The sequence below is a fragment of the Pseudomonas sp. R4-15 genome, assembly GCF_055768815.1.
The window spans coordinates 898,795-913,636 of the sequence record NZ_CM147293.1 but is presented as its reverse complement, the minus strand read 5'-3'; the positions used below and the strand labels follow the sequence as shown (position 1 = coordinate 913,636).

The following is a 14,842-nucleotide window of genomic DNA, read 5'->3' as shown; positions in this document are numbered from 1 at the left end:
AGTACAACATGCCGGCGGACGATTTGGGACCGTATGCCGACGAGCGCCAAGTCCGACACTCGTGCTCAGGCTAAGCTGCCCGTCGTCCGCCATCAAGTACCAGATGGGCAGACCGGTGGGTATCTGATCGACGCCGGGCGCGGACGTTCAGTACTCGTCCACGCCCTTTCGCTCACTCAGTCGCGACGCAGCAGCTGGAACAGCGAGAACAGGATCAATCCGGCGAACGCCAGCAGGCTCCACTCCGGCAGGCTGAGACCCAACAGCGTCCAGTTGACCTCCGCGCAATCGGCCGTGCCGCGAAATACCTTGCTGACGATTTCCTGCAACGGAAACGCCTCGATCATGTACTCGAGACCGGGCAGGCAGGCATCTAGCTGGTCCGGCGGCACGCTCTGCAACCACACCTGGCGTGCCGCGGTACCGGCACCGGCCACGGCGCAGAGCAGTGCCAGTACCGAGTAGACGCGCAGCCCCAGCTTGCCCGGACCATGCAGCGCGGCGATCAGGCAGACCAGACCGAAGGCGATCACGCAGATACGCTGCACGATGCACAGGGGACAGGGTTCGAGACCGACCACGTGCTCGAGGTAGAGCGCGCCGGCCATCACCAGAACGCAGGCGATGAAGGCGAGCAGGAAAAGTGCGCGGGAACTGGCCGAAGGCATGGGGACACCCGAGGAGAAAAGACGCGATACGGTAGAGGATAACGCTGCGCTGTTTCAACAACGCAGCGAGGCAAAGCGCCCTAGCGAAGCACCGGCAGATTGGGCGAAGGCGTACCGATCAGTTGCAGACTCTCGCGCAACAGCTGCCGGCTACGCTCGCTCTCGCCGAGTTCATCGAGCAGCCGAGACAATTCCGCGCAGCTCTGCGGATCGCGGGCGAAACGCAGGCTTGCCTCGTAATAGTCGCGAGCCTTGCCCCACAACCGGTTGCGCGCCGACAGCCGCGCCAGGCAGCGCAACAGCAGGGCATCTTCCGGGTGCTCGCGCAGCCAACCTTCAGCGGTGCTCAGTTGCCGGGCGGGATCGCTGCCCTCGACGCGCCCGTAAAGATCCACCAGGCTGGGGTCGTAATGCTTGCGCAGGCTGCCGCGCAACGCTTCCTCGGCGAGCGCACCGGCTCCCAGGCGCTGCAACGCCTCGGCGTAAGCGCGCAGCAGCAGCGGGTCGCCGCGCTGGGCGGCCGCGAGCTGCTTCCAGTTCTGCTGCAGGCCTTCGGTACTGTCCGCGCGAGCCAGGCGGCGCAGCGCCGCCTGACGCTCCAGTTCGCTCAGGCGCGCCTCGTCGAACAGCCGCTGGCGACGCAGCTCGGGCAACAGACTGCCGAGCGTGTCACGGTCGTCGAGTGCCAGCAGCACCTGCGCTAGACGTCGCAAGACCTCGCCATGCTGGGGGTGCCGCTCGTGCATCACTTCCAGGGTCGCGCGCGCGCGCTCCAACTCACCGGCCTGCTGCTGCAGCTCGGCATGCTCCAAGGCAATGCCCAGCTCTGCGCGCGGTTCACGCCGCAGGGCCTCGGTGAGCAGTCGATCACGCCCCTCCAGATCGCCACGGCGGTTGGCGGCGCGGGCCGCGCCAAAGTAGTAGAGCAACGGCTGCGGCTCATCGGCCGCCGCCTTCGCCAGATGCTGCTGGGCAGCCTGCCAGCGACCTTCCGCCAGTTCCAGCACCCCGCGTTCGGCGGCGCGACGCCGACGGCGGCTGCGATGACGACGCGACCAGGGATTCAGCCAACGCCCGGAAACGCCGAGCGCACGCAATACCTGGCGCAACAGGTAGAGCACCAGCCAGAGCAAAGCCAGGCACAACAGGAACAGCCAGAGGCTCGACTCGAAACGAAAGCCACCATAGGCGATCAGCACGTAGCCGCTGCCATGGGCGATGGCCAGGCCCAGCAGCGTTGCCGCAGCGACGGCCACGGCGGCGAGCAGTACCAGGCGAATCATTGCGCGTCCTCCGCGTCCTTCGCCGGCTCGCCCAGGTCGCGCTGGCGCTGCGCCAGGTAGCCCTGCAGGGCGTCGAGCGCCGGACGCAGATCGGGCACTTCGACCGCGACGGGCTCCTCGGCGAGTTCGCCCAGGCGCTGCCCCAGTGCCGCGACTTCACGGTTCTCCGCGGAGAAGTAGTCGCCGAGCACTTGCTGCCCTTGCTCCAACGCCGTGCGATAGACCTCACCCTGGCCTTCCAGCGCTGCCCACTGGGCTTGCTCCAGGGTCAGCGCGAGCGTCAGGCGCACTTCTGCCAGACGCTGCCCGTCGAGCAGCGGGTGGATGTCCTGGTCGGCGTGCAGGTCGATGCGCAGGTAGCCCGACAGCTTGTGCCACCAACGCTGCCAACGGCTGGTCTCGGCCTGAGCGGCGGCGTCCTCGTCGGCCGGGCGGAAGTTCGGGTTCAGCGCCGTGAGAGCGGAGGCCTGCTCGCGCAGGGCAGCGAGCTGCAGATAGAGGCCCTCGCGATCCGGCTCGGGCAATGCGCGCAGGCGCTCCAGCGCATCGATCAACGCCTGCCGGGCGGCGAAGGCGAGCGGGTCATGCTGCGCCTTGAGGATGTCGTCGGCGCCCTGCAGCAGGGCCTTGGCGCCCGCGATGTCATGCATCGCCGAGAGGCGCAACATGGCCAGGCGCAACAGGTGTTCGGCCTCGGCCAGGCGCCAATCCTCGCGGCTGGCGCCGAGGACCTTGTCGAGGTTCGCGGCCAGGCGCTGCTGGTTGCTCTGCAGATCGGCGAGCAAGCGGCGCTGTTCGTCGATCTGCGCAGCCTGAGGCATGCCCGCCAAGCGCGCGTCGAACTGCCGGGAGAATGCCTCCAGGCGCTCTCCGCTCTCGGCCAGGCGACCGCTGGCTGTACTTTCCAGCTTCTGGGTAGCCTGCTGCTGATGGTAGGCCTGCCAGGCGCTCCAGGCGCCCAGGGCGAGCGCCACCAGGGCCAGCAATAGCGCCAGCGCGGCCAGCGGGCTACGCCGCGGCGCGGACTCTGCCCGAGCCTCGGCGGGTTTCGGCGTGGGGGTGTTTTGCAGGTCGGTTTCGCTCACGTGTCGATCCTTTCTGGCGCCGGCCCAAGGGTGGCCAGCAAGGCCTCGGCGCTGGCGCCGCGGCAATCCATGACATGACCCGCGCCTGCCGCGCGCGCCAACTCGGCAACGCGGGGGCTCGGTACGAACAAGGGTAGTCGAGACAGGCCGGCCCAGGCATCTCCAGCGAGTCGCAGCAGGTGTTCGAAACCCTGCCCACTGCTGACCACCAGGCCGTTCAGGCGTTCCGCAGCAACCCGCGCAGCGAGGGTGCCCGGCGGGTATTCGGGCAGTCGCCGACGGTAGAGTTCAAGGTAGTCGACCGTCACGCCGCGGGCACGCAGCGTATCTGCGAGCAGCTCGCGCCCACCTTCTCCCCGCAGGATCAGCACCCGCGGCGCAGCGCCCCGCAGTGCCGCCTGCAAGGCCGGCAGGCGCAGCAGCGCCTCGCTGTCGTCGCCATCGACCGGATACGCGACGGGCAGGCCGCGCTCGGCGAGAATCGCCGCGCTGGCTGCGCCGACGCAGAACCAGGGCGTGTCGCTGGCCCCGGCTTCGTCCAGCCGATCCAGGACCAGACGCGCAGCCGGCTTGCTCACCACGATCAACGCTGCGTAGCGGTGCAATGGATGCGGCAGAGCGACCTTGGCCAGCGGCTCGATTTCCAGCAAAGGCAGGCTGGCGCTGTACACGCCGTGGGCCGCGAGGAACGCGGCGCTCGCCGCACACTCCTCGCGGGGGCGCGTCAACAACAGGCGCCAGCCTTCGCTCACGGCTCGCCGGCCTCGCCATAGACCGCGCGCAGGATGTCCCCGGCGCCCTGGGCGAGCAGCGCTTCGGCGACGCTCACGCCGAGCGCTTCACCATCCACCGCTGCTGCGCGCGACTCCGCACGCAGCAACTGCGTGCCGTCGGGCTGACCGACCAGGCCACGCAGCCAGAGGGCATCGCCCTCCAGCTCGGCGAAACAGGCGATGGGCACCTGACAGCCGCCGTTGAGGTGCTTGTTCATCGCCCGCTCCGCCTGCACGCGCAACGCGGTCTCGCGGTGGTGCAGGGGCGCCAGCAGCGCATGCAGCTCGGTATCGGCGCTGCGGCACTCGATGCCCACGGCGCCCTGGCCACCGGCCGGCAGGCTGTCCTCGACGCTGATGCGCGAGCGGATACGCGCCTCGAAGCCCAGGCGAATCAGGCCGGCGGCAGCGAGGATGATGGCGTCGTAGTCACCGGCATCCAGCTTGGCCAGGCGGGTGTTCACGTTACCGCGCAGGAACCGGATCTTCAGGTCGGGCCGGCGCGCCAGCAACTGCGCCTGGCGCCGCAGGCTGGAGGTGCCGACCACACTGCCGGCGGGCAGCGCGTCGAGGCTCTCGAAGGTGTTGGAGACGAAGGCATCGCGGGGATCCTCGCGCTCGCAGATGCAGTACAGGCCCAGCCCCTCGGGGAAGTCCATGGGCACGTCTTTCATCGAGTGCACGGCGATATCGGCGTCCCCCTCGAGCAGCGCGGTTTCCAGCTCCTTGACGAACAGGCCCTTGCCGCCGATCTTCGCCAGCGGTGCGTCGAGCAGCTTGTCGCCGCGGCTGACCATCGGCACCAGGTTCACCTGCAGGCCGGGGTGAGCCTGCTCCAGGCAGGCCTTCACGTATTCGGCCTGCCACAGGGCCAGGGCACTCTTGCGGGTGGCGATGCGAATTTCGCGTAACGACATGGCGACTCTCGGCAAACGGAAAGCCGCGATAATAACAGGGCTTTGCCGGGCGCCGACGCGACGGCGCGTCCCTGCGCCGCGATCGCTGCCGTCAGAGGGCGTTCATCAGCTTGCGTACGCCGGCTACGTGGCGCCGGCTGACCGTCAACGCATCGCCTTCCAGTCCACGCAAGTGCAACTGGAAATGCCCCAGCGGAGTACGTTGCAGACGCTCGATGCGCTCGCGGGCGACCAGCGCGTTGCGATGGATACGCACGAAGCGATCGCCGAACTCGTCCTCCAACGCCTTGAGGGGTTCGTCGAGCAGCACCTCACCGCCCTCGTGGCGCAGCGTCACGTACTTGTGATCGGCGATGAAGAACATCACCTGGTCCAGGGGAATCAGCTCGATGCCCTTGCGGGTCCGCGCGCTGATGTGGCTACGCGGCCCGGTGCCGGTATCCACTGGCCCGCGTGAGAGTGCCGCCAGTTGCATGCGGTTGGGCCGCTCGGCCTTTTTCAGGGCGTCCGCCAGCGCTTCCGGACGTACCGGTTTGACCAGGTAGCCGACCGCGCTCACCTCGAAGGCCTCGACGGCGAATTCATCATGGGCGGTGCAGAAGATCACCGCCGGAGGCGCATCCGTCTCGCACAGCCGGGCGGCGACCTGCAGACCGTCCAGGCCCGGCATGCGGATATCCAGCAGGACAATGTCCGGCTTCAGGGTCTCGATCAGTTGCAGCGCCTGCTCCCCGTTGCTGGCGGCGGGCTCGAGCGCGCTGTAGCCGTCGAGCTCGCCGATCATTCGGCTAAGCCGCTCGCGAGCGAGCGGTTCGTCATCGACAACAAGAACATTCATATCGCTCTGGCTTCCTGCGTGAGTCATACACATGGATAGCGAAGGCAGGTGGTGTGCCGTCCTTCACGGCGTTCCACGCTGAGACTCGCACCCGGACCGAAAAGTGCCGTTAGTCGCGCTTCGATGTTGTTCAGCGCCTGTCGCGTGCCCCGTCCCGCGGGCGCCGTGACCGTCATGTCGTAGGGATTGCTGACGGACAGCTCGAATACGCCGCCCCGGCAATGCGCGCGAACCTCCACCAGGCCACCCTCGACCCGCGGCTGAATGCCATGCAGCAGTGCGTTCTCCAGCAACGGCTGCAGAGTCAACTGCGGAATCGGCAGGTCATCCGGCACTTCGTCGACCGCCCAATTCAACCTTAGTCGATCGCCGAGCCGATATTGCTCGATGGACAGGTAGCCCCGCGCCAGAGCCAGTTCGTCCTTCCAGGTGACCAGCGTGCCGGGGCGCGCCAGGCTGGCGCGGAACAGGTCGGAAAGATCGAGCACGGCCTGTTCCGCCTTGGGCGGATCCAGCGCCACCAGGCTGGCGATGCTGTTCAGGCTGTTGAACAGGAAATGCGGGCGAATGCGTGATTGCAGGGCATCCAGCCGCGCACGCAACTCGGCTTGCTGCTGCCGCCGCCATTGGCTCTGCAGGTAGAAATAGCGCAGCAGCAGCGCCGAAATGATCAGCGCGATCAGCCCGTGGCGCAGGTAGAGGTTGAATTCGCCATCGCGGGTACCGAGTCCGAAATGATCGGCCACGGCACTGCAGCCCAGGGTCAGCAGGACCACGATGCTGCAACAACTGGCCCCCGCGCGCAGCGGCGAGAGCCGCGCCAGCAGAGGCCGGAGACGGCACAGCAGCGCCGCCGAGAGCAGCACCACCCACTGTACGTAGAGCGAGGACAGCGCCAGACGCAGCCAGTCGAAACCACCCTGGATCGGCTCGGCAAGCACCAGCAGCAGCACCAGGAGTTCGGCCAGCAGCACCAGGGTCAACAACGCTTCGGGCTCACACAGGGCGGGCACGAAGAAGTCATCGACAGGAAGATCGTTAGCGCTGCGCTGGGGCATGGGATTACCGAAAGACCGACGAACGGTAATCATGCTAGCCGGCATTCATCATTCCGGCACCCCGGCGTGGCCGAAGTCAGCCGGCGCCGGGGCTGGTATCATCGCCGCCACGTTCCTCGCCCGGCCGCGCCGGGCCCTGCCCATGCCGAGAGATGCCATGAGTGCCGAGAAAACCAACCAGTCCTGGGGCGGCCGCTTCAGCGAACCCGTGGACGCCTTCGTCGCCCGCTTCACCGCCTCCGTCGACTTCGACAAGCGCCTCTACCGCCACGACATCATGGGCTCCATCGCCCACGCCACGATGCTGGCCAAGGTCGGCGTACTGAGCGATGCCGAGCGCGACACCATCATCGATGGCCTGCAACAGATCCAGGTCGAGATCGAGGCGGGTCAATTCGACTGGCGCGTGGACCTGGAAGACGTGCACATGAACATCGAGGCGCGCCTGACCGAGCGCGTCGGCATCACCGGCAAGAAGCTGCACACCGGGCGTTCGCGCAACGACCAGGTGGCCACCGACATCCGCCTCTGGCTGCGTGACGAGATCGACCTGATCCTCACCGAGATCACCCGCCTGCAGCAGGGCCTGCTGGGCCTGGCCGAAGCCGAAGCGGACACCATCATGCCCGGCTTCACCCATCTGCAGACCGCGCAGCCGGTGACTTTCGGCCACCACCTGCTGGCCTGGTTCGAGATGCTCAGCCGCGACTACGAGCGCCTGGTCGATTGCCGCAAACGGGTCAACCGCATGCCACTCGGCTCGGCGGCCCTGGCCGGCACCACCTACCCGATCCAACGCGAGATCACCTGCCAGTTGCTGGGCTTCGACGCCGTGGGCGGCAACTCGCTGGACGGCGTTTCCGATCGCGACTTCGCCATCGAATTCTGCGCCGCCGCCTCGCTGGCGATGATGCACCTGTCGCGCTTCTCCGAAGAGCTGGTGCTGTGGACCTCAGCGCAATTCCAGTTCATCGACCTGCCGGACCGTTTCTGCACCGGCTCCTCGATCATGCCGCAGAAGAAGAACCCCGACGTGCCGGAACTGGTACGTGGCAAGTCCGGCCGGGTGTTCGGCGCCCTGACCGGCCTGCTGACGCTGATGAAAGGCCAACCGCTGGCCTACAACAAGGACAACCAGGAAGACAAGGAGCCGCTGTTCGACGCCGCAGATACCCTGCGCGACAGCCTGCGCGCCTTCGCCGACATGGTCCCGGCGATCAAGCCGAAGAAGACCATGATGCGCGAAGCGGCGCTGCGGGGGTTCTCCACCGCGACGGATCTGGCCGACTACCTGGTGCGCAAGGGCCTGCCGTTCCGCGACTGCCACGAGATCGTCGGCCATGCCGTGAAATACGGCGTGGACAGCGGCAAGGATCTGGCCGAGATGAGCCTCGAAGAACTGCGCCAGTTCAGCGACCAGATCGACGACGACGTGTTCGCCGTGCTGACCCTGGAAGGCTCGGTGGGCGCCCGTGACCACATCGGCGGCACCGCACCGAACCAGGTGCGCGCCGCCGTCGCCCGCGGCCGCGAGCTCCTCGCCACGCGCTGAGCGTTGGCGCCACGCAAACGGCCGCCCGCGGGCGGCCGTTTCGTTCACGGATTCCCGGCGCCAGGCCAGGAGCCCGGCTCACTTGTCGTTGGCGAGCTTCTGCAGGTTCTCGTTGATCTTGAACACCACGATCAGCAGTTCGCACCAGATGCGCACGCCGATGGCTCCGCCGATCAGGGTGGCGATGCCACTGAGCAGCGAGCCATAGGGGCTGAAGATCATCCCGAAGCCGGAAATCACCACACCCGCCAGACCCAGCCAGTAGATCACCACGATCAGGCTGGGGGTGAGCATCGAGTCGAAGAAGAACAGATTGCGCATGACGCCTCCTGGAAAGGGCCAGGAAGCGATACCGCACGGCACACGCACGCCTTCCTGGCGAATGTCTCCCGACGCACGCACGCCGGGGCCGATCATCGTGATCGGCCCTCAGACTACCACGCCAGAGGCTCTGGAATGGTCCTCGCAGTGAATCAGACGAGTGCCTGGGCGAACGCCTTGTCGGCCTCCAGGACTTCCGGCAGGCGGGCGAACAGACTGTCCAGATCGAGGCCATCGAACAGCGGTCCGTTACAGCTGGCGCGAGCCTTGCCGATCTCGCCGTCCGACATCTCCAGTGCATCGGCGACGACGCCGGCCTGGGCCAGGGTCAGTGCCAGCGCATGCCCCGCTTCGGGGGCCTGCCCCGGACGTCCCTGAAAGGCGATGGCCTGCTGGATGCTCGCCGGCAACTGCCAACGACGCGCCAGCTCCGCGCCCACCTCGGGAAAACCGAACCCCAGTTGCAGCGTCTCGCTGGCCGCGCGCGCACCGCCCCCCTGGCCGAGGCCGCCCAGGCGTGGCGCCAGGTCCGGCGCGCCGACCACGATCACCAGTTCGCCGATGTTGTGCAGCATGCCGCAAGTGAAGGCGGTATCGGCAGCGATGCCATGCTGACGGCCGACTTCGCGGGAAATGCTGGCCACGCGAAAGGCATGTACCCAGAAGCCGCGCACGTCGTAATCACCGGTGCCGCGGAAGGCCCCGGTCACTGCCGACGCCAGCACCAGGGTACGCAGCGTATCGAAGCCCAGGCGCATCGCCGCGTCCTGCACACTGGTGGACTCGCGGGTACCCCGGTAGCGCGCGGAGTTGGCCAGGCGCAGCACCTTGGCGGCGATCACCGGGTCCAGCGAGATATTGTGCGCCACCTGATCGAGGCTACTGGAGGGGTTATCGAACTGGCGGATGAGATCCTGGGCGACCTTGGGAATGGTCGGCAGATTGTGCAGCTTGGCAAACAGCGAATCGATATCCATGGAAACGCCTCTTCGCGCGACGGGAAAGAAGGACCGTCCTGCCGTTCAATCGGCCCTCGTTGCAGCCTAGGACCAGTTGCCGTTTCCGTCACGGCCGCGCCGAGGCCTATTGGGACGCGAATGAAACGGGAACAGACCCTAGCGACGCGCTACAACCAATTGCGAAACTTGAACCAGGCGTAGGAAAGCGCGGCCGAGCCGAACATCGCGGCAATCGCCAGAGGATAGCCCCAGGGCCAATCCAGCTCCGGCATGTGGCGGAAGTTCATTCCATAGACGGTGCCCACCAGGGTCGGCGGCAGGAACAGCACCGCAGCGATGGAGAAGACCTTGATGATCGAGTTCTGCTCGATGTTGATCAGCCCCAGTGTGGCGTCGAGCAGGAAGCTGATCTCCGAGGACATCCGCGTTTGGTAATCCCCCAGCGAGCGCAGGTCACGCTCGGCGCTCTTCAGTCCGACACGCGCCGCGTCGCCCAGCCAGGCCGCGTTTTGCCGCGCATAGCCGATCAGCCGGCCCAGACTCAGGGCGCTCTCGCTGAGCCGGGCGAGCAGGCCGTTGCAGCGCCCCAGGTGCTTGAGCACCCGCTGCAGGTCCGCAGGCTGGGCGCTCTTGGAGGATTCGTCGAAGATGCGCCGCGACAGGCTGTCCAGTTGCCCCTGCAGTTCCTCCACGGTGTCGGCGATGCGATCGATCAGCCCGTCGAGCAGCAACGTCAACAGCTGGTCGGCACTGCAATGCCGCAGGCTTCGGGCGTTACGCTCCGCGAAGCCGTCGAAGCTGCTCAGGCGCGCATAGCGCACCGTGACCAGCCACTCGCGGGCGAGCACGAAGCTGGCCACTGCACTGGTCGGGCGCCCTTCGCCGATACCGCTGATCACGGTAGAACTCATGAACAGCACATCGTCCACCTGGCGGTTGCGTGAGGTGTCCTCGATCTCGGCGAGTTCGTCCCGAGCCGGGATGTCCACGCCCAGGGCGCGTTCCACCGCGCGCTCCTCTTCCTCGCTGGGATTGCACAGGTCCAGCCATAGCGGCTGGATGGCGCCTAGCGCCTGCAGATCGTTCAGCGGCTGCGCGCGCAGGCCGCCCTCTTCCAGAAAATATGCAGTGATCATGAAATACCGTCGGCATCCGGGACTGCTGCCAAGCATGGACGAAAGCCCGCTCACGAGCCATCCAGCACCCGTCCAGCACGGCGCCCGACGACGCAGGACTATCCCGCCGCAGCGTGACTCATGGCACACTGCCGGACAACCACGGAGGCAGCATGCACGACGACGATTCACGTCCCGACGAAGAGATCGCCGAAACGGCGATGATCGAGGCCATTGAGAACCAATTGGAAGCCGGCGAGCCGGCTGCCACCCAGGCCACGCTGAACAAGCTGACCCTGGTCGGCTATGCCCGCGAGGAAGCCGTATTGCTGATGGCCCGCGTGCTAGCCCATGAAGTCCGTGAAATGCTCGCCACCGAACGCGCCTTCGACCTGGCGAGCTACGAGAGCAACCTGCGCGCGCTACCGACCTTGCCAGATGCGGTGGACGACGACGAAGCGGCGCTCTAGCGCGCCGCCGCACGGCGGCGGGGCACGCCGCTGGCTAGGCCTGCTGCTGGCCCTGAGCGCCCTGCCGGCGCTGGCCGAGCCCTACCTGATCGGCGCCGAGGACGACTGGTATCCCTATACCGCGCTGCGCGGCGGCGTGGTCCGCGGCATGTCGGTGGACATCGTCCGCGAGGCCTTCGACGCTGCTGGAGTTCCGGTCAGGCTGGTCGCCTACCCCTATGCTCGCTGCATGCACATGGCCGAACGGGGCGAACTGGCCGGCTGCTTCAACACCGCACCCAATGCCGATCTGCTGCAGCGTTTTCTGGTCTCCCCACCCCTGTTCCAGGGCGAGATTCTGCTCTGGGCGCGCCGCGAGAACGGAAAAACGCTGCAGAGCCTGGACGCCTTGCGTGGGCATCCGGTGGCGACGGTGATCGGTTTCGAATACGGCCCCGCCTTCGATGCCCGCGAAGACCTGAACAAGGTGCCGGTACGCCGTGAGATCAGCGGCTTTCTCATGCTGGCACGCAACCGGGTGGACTATTTCCCGGCCTATCGCGGCACCGCCGAGCAACTGTTCCGCGAACGCCCCGGCCTGCAGGGCCTCTTCGTACCCGTGGCGCGCCTGCTGCGCACGGACCTGCACCTGTCCTTCTCCCGGCACCTCGACAACGCCCAGTGGTTGCGCCAGCGCTTCGCCGCCGGCCTGCGCACGCTGCACGACAACGGCGAGTACGCCACGATCCTGCAACGCTGGCAGCACCACCTGCCCGATAGCGGCCCGACCCTGGCGCAACCACTGGACGATTCGCAGCCGACCCGCCTGGACGTCGAAGACGCCGCCGGCAATCGGCAGGAGGCGGTACACGGCGTGCCGCAGGAGACTCGGCCGGCAACCAAGCCCAGCACCTGATAGTGAGACTCGAACGTGGCGAGGCAGCGGCGGCCGTCAGTACGCTGAGCGGCGCCTCCACCTGCAGGCGCGGCGAAGAGAATGGCTGCTGTCGGCCCCCACGGGCCGGTCAAGTCGACGTGCCCTAACGCGCCGGCTGGCAACGGCCGGCCGGCGTGCGGGGACCTACAGCGAACTCAGTGCCTGACGCCATCCGCCTCGGGCTGATACTCGACCGCCAGCAGGGTCAGCACCAGGGTCTTGCCGCTGGGGCCGGGCCAGTCGATGTGCTGACCGGTGGACAAGCCGAGCAGTGCGCTGCCCATCGGCGCGAGCACCGAGACGGTGCCATCGCGCCCTGCCTCGTGGGGGTAGACCAGGGTGAGGTGATAATCCTTGCCACTGGTCTCTTCGCGGCAGTGCACTCGAGAATTCATGGTCACGAGGCCTGCCGGCACCGCCTCCGGCTCGACGATCTGCGCGCGCGACAGCTCCTCCTCCAGGGCCTCGGCGGCAGGTCCGAAGGAATCCAGACTGTCCAGCAGGTTCTCCAGACGTTGCAGGTCCGGACGGGTGATGGTGATGGCGGGCGCGGTGCTCATGGCGCTTCGGCTCTCCTGTTCTCGTAGCATTTCTGGGGAACGAAAAAAGCAAAACCCCGCCGGGGCGGCTCCGTGCTTAGGCGTTTCGCAGCAACGACAAGAGCGGCGCATTGCGGCGCCAGCGGCGAAAACAGCACGGATCGGTAACGGCGGGGTTGCGACGTTCGATGGGCGAACGATGTCTCGACCCTACCACAGCGGCCAGCAGAAGCAACCCATGGAGCGGCTCAGGGCCTGCCGCGAGATGCCCGGCGAGCCCGGGCGGCGGCGAGAATTTCCAGGCGGCGCCGACCGTCGGCGGCGTGCCATTCGAGTATTTCTTCGAGCTGGCGACCGCAGCCCAGGCAAACGTCGCGCCCGTCCAGGCAGCAGTTGCGTACGCAGGGCGAGGCCGGGAGGTCTTCAGAGCTCTTCGAACTCGATCTCTTCACCGCTTTGCTCCCGCACGGCCCGGGCGAGCAGTTCGCCGAGGGTCTCGTCGCTGTTCTCGCACAGCCAGCGCTTGTTTTCCTCGTCGTAGTCGAGGTGGTAGCCATCGGAGCGCGCCGCCAGCCACAGCTGCAGCAGCGGTTCCTGGCGGCTGAGAATCAGTTGGCTGCCGTTTTCGAAGCCGATGGTCAGCACGCCGGCGGCGTTCTCCAGGTCGACGTCCAGCTCGCTTTCGTCGAACACGTCCTCGATGTATTGCTGGGCGCTGTCGATCAGGTCGTGGTAGCGGGCGACGCTAAGGGTCATTGGATAAGCCTTATCTAAGTGGAAACGGTAGGCGCATGCTGCGCGTGCAGACTGCCATGCTACCTGCAAAGCCCCGCTGGGCGGGAGTCCACCTGCGTAGGCAAGGCGCCGGGTGGCCGGTATACTCGATACCAATTCACGCTTTGAAACAAGGACTCCCCCATGAAGCGCCTGCTGCTTCCCCTCCTCGTCCTGACGCTGTTCGCCGGCCTTGCCGGTTGCGGCCAGAAGGGCGCGCTGTACCTGCCGGACGACTCGCACTCGGGCAACGCCAAAGACCGTTTCGAGCTGTAGTCCGTATCACTGCGTCCACGGGCGCAGTCCGAGGAGAAGATGATGGAAGCCTTTGAATACCGCGACGGCGTGCTGTTCGCGGAAGACGTGCCGCTGTCGGTGATCGCCGAGCGCTTCGGCACCCCCACCTACGTGTATTCCCGCGCGCACATCGAGGCGCGTTTTCGCGCCTACGCCGACGCCCTCGCGGGTGTGCCGCATCTGGTCTGCTACGCGGTCAAGGCCAACTCCAACCTGGCCGTGCTGAACCTGCTGGCGCGCCTCGGCGCGGGCTTCGACATCGTCTCCGCCGGTGAGCTGGAGCGCGTCATCGCCGCGGGCGGCGATCCGGCCAAGGTGGTCTTCTCCGGCGTCGGCAAGAGCCGCGACGAAATGCGTCGGGCCCTGGAAGCCGGCGTGCACTGCTTCAACGTCGAGTCGAGCGAAGAGCTCGAGCGCCTGCAGGACGTCGCCGCCGAGCAGGATGCGATCGCCGCCGTGTCGCTGCGGGTGAACCCCGACGTGGATGCCGGCACCCATCCGTACATTTCCACCGGCCTCAAGGAAAACAAGTTCGGCATCGACATCGAGCAGGCCGAGGCGGTCTACGCCCGCGCCGCCGAGCTGCCGAACCTGGCGGTGGTCGGCGTCGATTGCCACATCGGCTCGCAGCTGACCAGCCAGGCACCGTTCCTCGATGCCCTGGACCGCTTGCTGCAATTGGTCGATCGCCTCGCCGCGCGCGGCATCGTCATTCGCCACCTGGACCTCGGCGGCGGCCTGGGCGTGCGCTACCGCGACGAGCAACCGCCGCAGCCGGGTGACTACATCGCCGCGGTGCGCGAGCGCCTGGCCGGGCGCGAGCTGACCCTGGTGTTCGAACCGGGCCGCTCGATCGTCGCCAACGCCGGCGTACTGCTGACCCAGGTGGAGTTCCTCAAGCACACCCCGCACAAGGACTTCGCCGTGATCGACGCGGCGATGAACGACCTGATCCGTCCGGCGCTCTATCAGGCCTGGATGGACGTCTCGCCGGTACAGCCGCGCGATGGCGAGGCTCGCAACTACGACCTGGTCGGGCCGATCTGCGAGACCGGCGACTTCCTCGCCAAGGACCGCTCGCTATGCCTGGCCGAGGGCGATCTGCTGGCCGTGCGTTCCGCCGGGGCCTATGGCTTCGTCATGAGCTCCAACTACAACACCCGCGGTCGCGCCGCGGAGGTGCTGGTGGACGGCGCGAATGCCTACGAAGTACGCCGCCGGGAAACCCTCGAAGAGCTCTACGCCGGCGAAAGCCTGCTGCCAAGCTGAGGGCGCGC

18 protein-coding genes are annotated in these 14,842 nt (G+C 67.0%); 5 read left to right on the top strand and 13 right to left on the bottom strand.

The annotated features are described in order from the left end of the window. Positions 1–176 precede the first annotated feature (176 nt). From ACYRGX_RS04350 to ACYRGX_RS04320, 7 genes are all read right to left on the bottom strand, one after another. The gene (locus ACYRGX_RS04350) at positions 177–668 is read right to left on the bottom strand and encodes a disulfide bond formation protein B (protein ID WP_473055389.1); all 492 of its coding nucleotides are present in this window, start codon (positions 666–668) and stop codon (positions 177–179) included. A gap of 80 nt (positions 669–748) precedes the next feature. Next, the gene (locus ACYRGX_RS04345; protein WP_473055388.1) at positions 749–1,951 is read right to left on the bottom strand and encodes a heme biosynthesis HemY N-terminal domain-containing protein; all 1,203 of its coding nucleotides are present in this window, start codon (positions 1,949–1,951) and stop codon (positions 749–751) included. Then, on the bottom strand, positions 1,948–3,036 hold the full coding sequence (locus ACYRGX_RS04340; RefSeq protein WP_473055387.1) for a uroporphyrinogen-III C-methyltransferase: 1,089 nt from the start codon (positions 3,034–3,036) through the stop codon (positions 1,948–1,950). Before ACYRGX_RS04340 ends, ACYRGX_RS04345 begins: the two co-directional genes overlap by 4 nt. After that, the gene (locus tag ACYRGX_RS04335; RefSeq protein ID WP_473055386.1) at positions 3,033–3,788 is read right to left on the bottom strand and encodes a uroporphyrinogen-III synthase; all 756 of its coding nucleotides are present in this window, start codon (positions 3,786–3,788) and stop codon (positions 3,033–3,035) included. The genes ACYRGX_RS04340 and ACYRGX_RS04335 overlap by 4 nt, the downstream gene beginning before the upstream one ends. Then, positions 3,785–4,726, bottom strand: a complete 942-nt coding sequence (gene hemC, locus ACYRGX_RS04330) for a hydroxymethylbilane synthase (protein WP_473055385.1) — start codon at positions 4,724–4,726, stop codon at positions 3,785–3,787. The genes ACYRGX_RS04335 and hemC overlap by 4 nt, the downstream gene beginning before the upstream one ends. A 91-nt stretch (positions 4,727–4,817) precedes the next feature. Beyond that, positions 4,818–5,564, bottom strand: a complete 747-nt coding sequence (locus tag ACYRGX_RS04325) for a LytR/AlgR family response regulator transcription factor (RefSeq protein WP_473055384.1) — start codon at positions 5,562–5,564, stop codon at positions 4,818–4,820. 23 nt (positions 5,565–5,587) lie between these two features. Further along, a complete protein-coding gene (locus tag ACYRGX_RS04320) occupies positions 5,588–6,622 on the bottom strand; it encodes a sensor histidine kinase (protein ID WP_473055383.1) in 1,035 nt (344 codons plus the stop codon). A 157-nt stretch (positions 6,623–6,779) separates the two neighbouring features. On the opposite strand from ACYRGX_RS04320, the gene argH reads away from it, so the two are divergent. Then, the gene (gene argH, locus ACYRGX_RS04315) at positions 6,780–8,174 is read left to right on the top strand and encodes an argininosuccinate lyase (RefSeq protein WP_473055382.1); all 1,395 of its coding nucleotides are present in this window, start codon (positions 6,780–6,782) and stop codon (positions 8,172–8,174) included. Positions 8,175–8,252: 78 nt separating this feature from the next. On the opposite strand, the gene ACYRGX_RS04310 is transcribed toward argH, so the two are convergent. From ACYRGX_RS04310 to ACYRGX_RS04300, 3 genes are all read right to left on the bottom strand, one after another. Beyond that, on the bottom strand, positions 8,253–8,495 hold the full coding sequence (locus ACYRGX_RS04310; RefSeq protein WP_473055381.1) for a DUF4282 domain-containing protein: 243 nt from the start codon (positions 8,493–8,495) through the stop codon (positions 8,253–8,255). A 152-nt stretch (positions 8,496–8,647) separates the two neighbouring features. Next, positions 8,648–9,472 (bottom strand): HDOD domain-containing protein, encoded by an 825-nt coding sequence (locus ACYRGX_RS04305; RefSeq protein WP_473055380.1) that lies wholly within the window; start codon positions 9,470–9,472, stop codon positions 8,648–8,650. Positions 9,473–9,621: 149 nt separating this feature from the next. Further along, positions 9,622–10,590, bottom strand: a complete 969-nt coding sequence (locus ACYRGX_RS04300; protein ID WP_473055379.1) for a magnesium transporter CorA family protein — start codon at positions 10,588–10,590, stop codon at positions 9,622–9,624. A 152-nt stretch (positions 10,591–10,742) separates the two neighbouring features. On the opposite strand from ACYRGX_RS04300, the gene ACYRGX_RS04295 reads away from it, so the two are divergent. Continuing rightward, positions 10,743–11,039, top strand: a complete 297-nt coding sequence (locus ACYRGX_RS04295; protein WP_473055378.1) for a hypothetical protein — start codon at positions 10,743–10,745, stop codon at positions 11,037–11,039. Beyond that, positions 11,008–11,934, top strand: coding sequence for a substrate-binding periplasmic protein (locus tag ACYRGX_RS04290; protein WP_473055377.1), 927 nt, complete (start codon positions 11,008–11,010; stop codon positions 11,932–11,934). The genes ACYRGX_RS04295 and ACYRGX_RS04290 overlap by 32 nt, the downstream gene beginning before the upstream one ends. A gap of 176 nt (positions 11,935–12,110) precedes the next feature. Here ACYRGX_RS04290 and rnk read toward each other — a convergent pair whose 3' ends face one another. The 3 genes from rnk to cyaY form a co-directional block, all read right to left on the bottom strand. After that, positions 12,111–12,515, bottom strand: a complete 405-nt coding sequence (rnk, locus tag ACYRGX_RS04285; protein ID WP_473055376.1) for a nucleoside diphosphate kinase regulator — start codon at positions 12,513–12,515, stop codon at positions 12,111–12,113. Between the two features lie 227 nt (positions 12,516–12,742). After that, positions 12,743–12,946, bottom strand: a complete 204-nt coding sequence (locus ACYRGX_RS04280; RefSeq protein WP_473055375.1) for a DUF1289 domain-containing protein — start codon at positions 12,944–12,946, stop codon at positions 12,743–12,745. After that, positions 12,918–13,250, bottom strand: coding sequence for an iron donor protein CyaY (gene cyaY, locus ACYRGX_RS04275; protein ID WP_473055374.1), 333 nt, complete (start codon positions 13,248–13,250; stop codon positions 12,918–12,920). The genes ACYRGX_RS04280 and cyaY overlap by 29 nt, the downstream gene beginning before the upstream one ends. A gap of 162 nt (positions 13,251–13,412) precedes the next feature. On the opposite strand from cyaY, the gene lptM reads away from it, so the two are divergent. Both lptM and lysA read left to right on the top strand, forming a co-directional pair. Next, positions 13,413–13,544, top strand: coding sequence for an LPS translocon maturation chaperone LptM (lptM, locus tag ACYRGX_RS04270; protein ID WP_473055373.1), 132 nt, complete (start codon positions 13,413–13,415; stop codon positions 13,542–13,544). Between the two features lie 42 nt (positions 13,545–13,586). Beyond that, entirely contained in the window at positions 13,587–14,834 is a 1,248-nt protein-coding gene (gene lysA, locus ACYRGX_RS04265; RefSeq protein ID WP_473055372.1) for a diaminopimelate decarboxylase, read from the top strand. The last annotated feature ends 8 nt before the right edge of the window (positions 14,835–14,842 follow it).

What these genes read in the sequence shown, in the direction of transcription:
- ACYRGX_RS04350 (WP_473055389.1), bottom strand. Translation starts at nt 668, where the DNA reads ATGCCTTCGGCCAGTTCCCGCGCACTTTTCCTGCTCGCCTTCATCGCC.
- ACYRGX_RS04345 (WP_473055388.1), bottom strand. Translation starts at nt 1,951, where the DNA reads ATGATTCGCCTGGTACTGCTCGCCGCCGTGGCCGTCGCTGCGGCAACG.
- hemC (WP_473055385.1), bottom strand. Translation starts at nt 4,726, where the DNA reads ATGTCGTTACGCGAAATTCGCATCGCCACCCGCAAGAGTGCCCTGGCC.
- ACYRGX_RS04325 (WP_473055384.1), bottom strand. Translation starts at nt 5,564, where the DNA reads ATGAATGTTCTTGTTGTCGATGACGAACCGCTCGCTCGCGAGCGGCTT.
- ACYRGX_RS04320 (WP_473055383.1), bottom strand. Translation starts at nt 6,622, where the DNA reads ATGCCCCAGCGCAGCGCTAACGATCTTCCTGTCGATGACTTCTTCGTG.
- argH (WP_473055382.1), top strand. Translation starts at nt 6,780, where the DNA reads ATGAGTGCCGAGAAAACCAACCAGTCCTGGGGCGGCCGCTTCAGCGAA.
- ACYRGX_RS04310 (WP_473055381.1), bottom strand. Translation starts at nt 8,495, where the DNA reads ATGCGCAATCTGTTCTTCTTCGACTCGATGCTCACCCCCAGCCTGATC.
- ACYRGX_RS04305 (WP_473055380.1), bottom strand. Translation starts at nt 9,472, where the DNA reads ATGGATATCGATTCGCTGTTTGCCAAGCTGCACAATCTGCCGACCATT.
- ACYRGX_RS04300 (WP_473055379.1), bottom strand. Translation starts at nt 10,590, where the DNA reads ATGATCACTGCATATTTTCTGGAAGAGGGCGGCCTGCGCGCGCAGCCG.
- ACYRGX_RS04295 (WP_473055378.1), top strand. Translation starts at nt 10,743, where the DNA reads ATGCACGACGACGATTCACGTCCCGACGAAGAGATCGCCGAAACGGCG.
- ACYRGX_RS04290 (WP_473055377.1), top strand. Translation starts at nt 11,008, where the DNA reads ATGCGGTGGACGACGACGAAGCGGCGCTCTAGCGCGCCGCCGCACGGC.
- rnk (WP_473055376.1), bottom strand. Translation starts at nt 12,515, where the DNA reads ATGAGCACCGCGCCCGCCATCACCATCACCCGTCCGGACCTGCAACGT.
- cyaY (WP_473055374.1), bottom strand. Translation starts at nt 13,250, where the DNA reads ATGACCCTTAGCGTCGCCCGCTACCACGACCTGATCGACAGCGCCCAG.
- lptM (WP_473055373.1), top strand. Translation starts at nt 13,413, where the DNA reads ATGAAGCGCCTGCTGCTTCCCCTCCTCGTCCTGACGCTGTTCGCCGGC.
- lysA (WP_473055372.1), top strand. Translation starts at nt 13,587, where the DNA reads ATGGAAGCCTTTGAATACCGCGACGGCGTGCTGTTCGCGGAAGACGTG.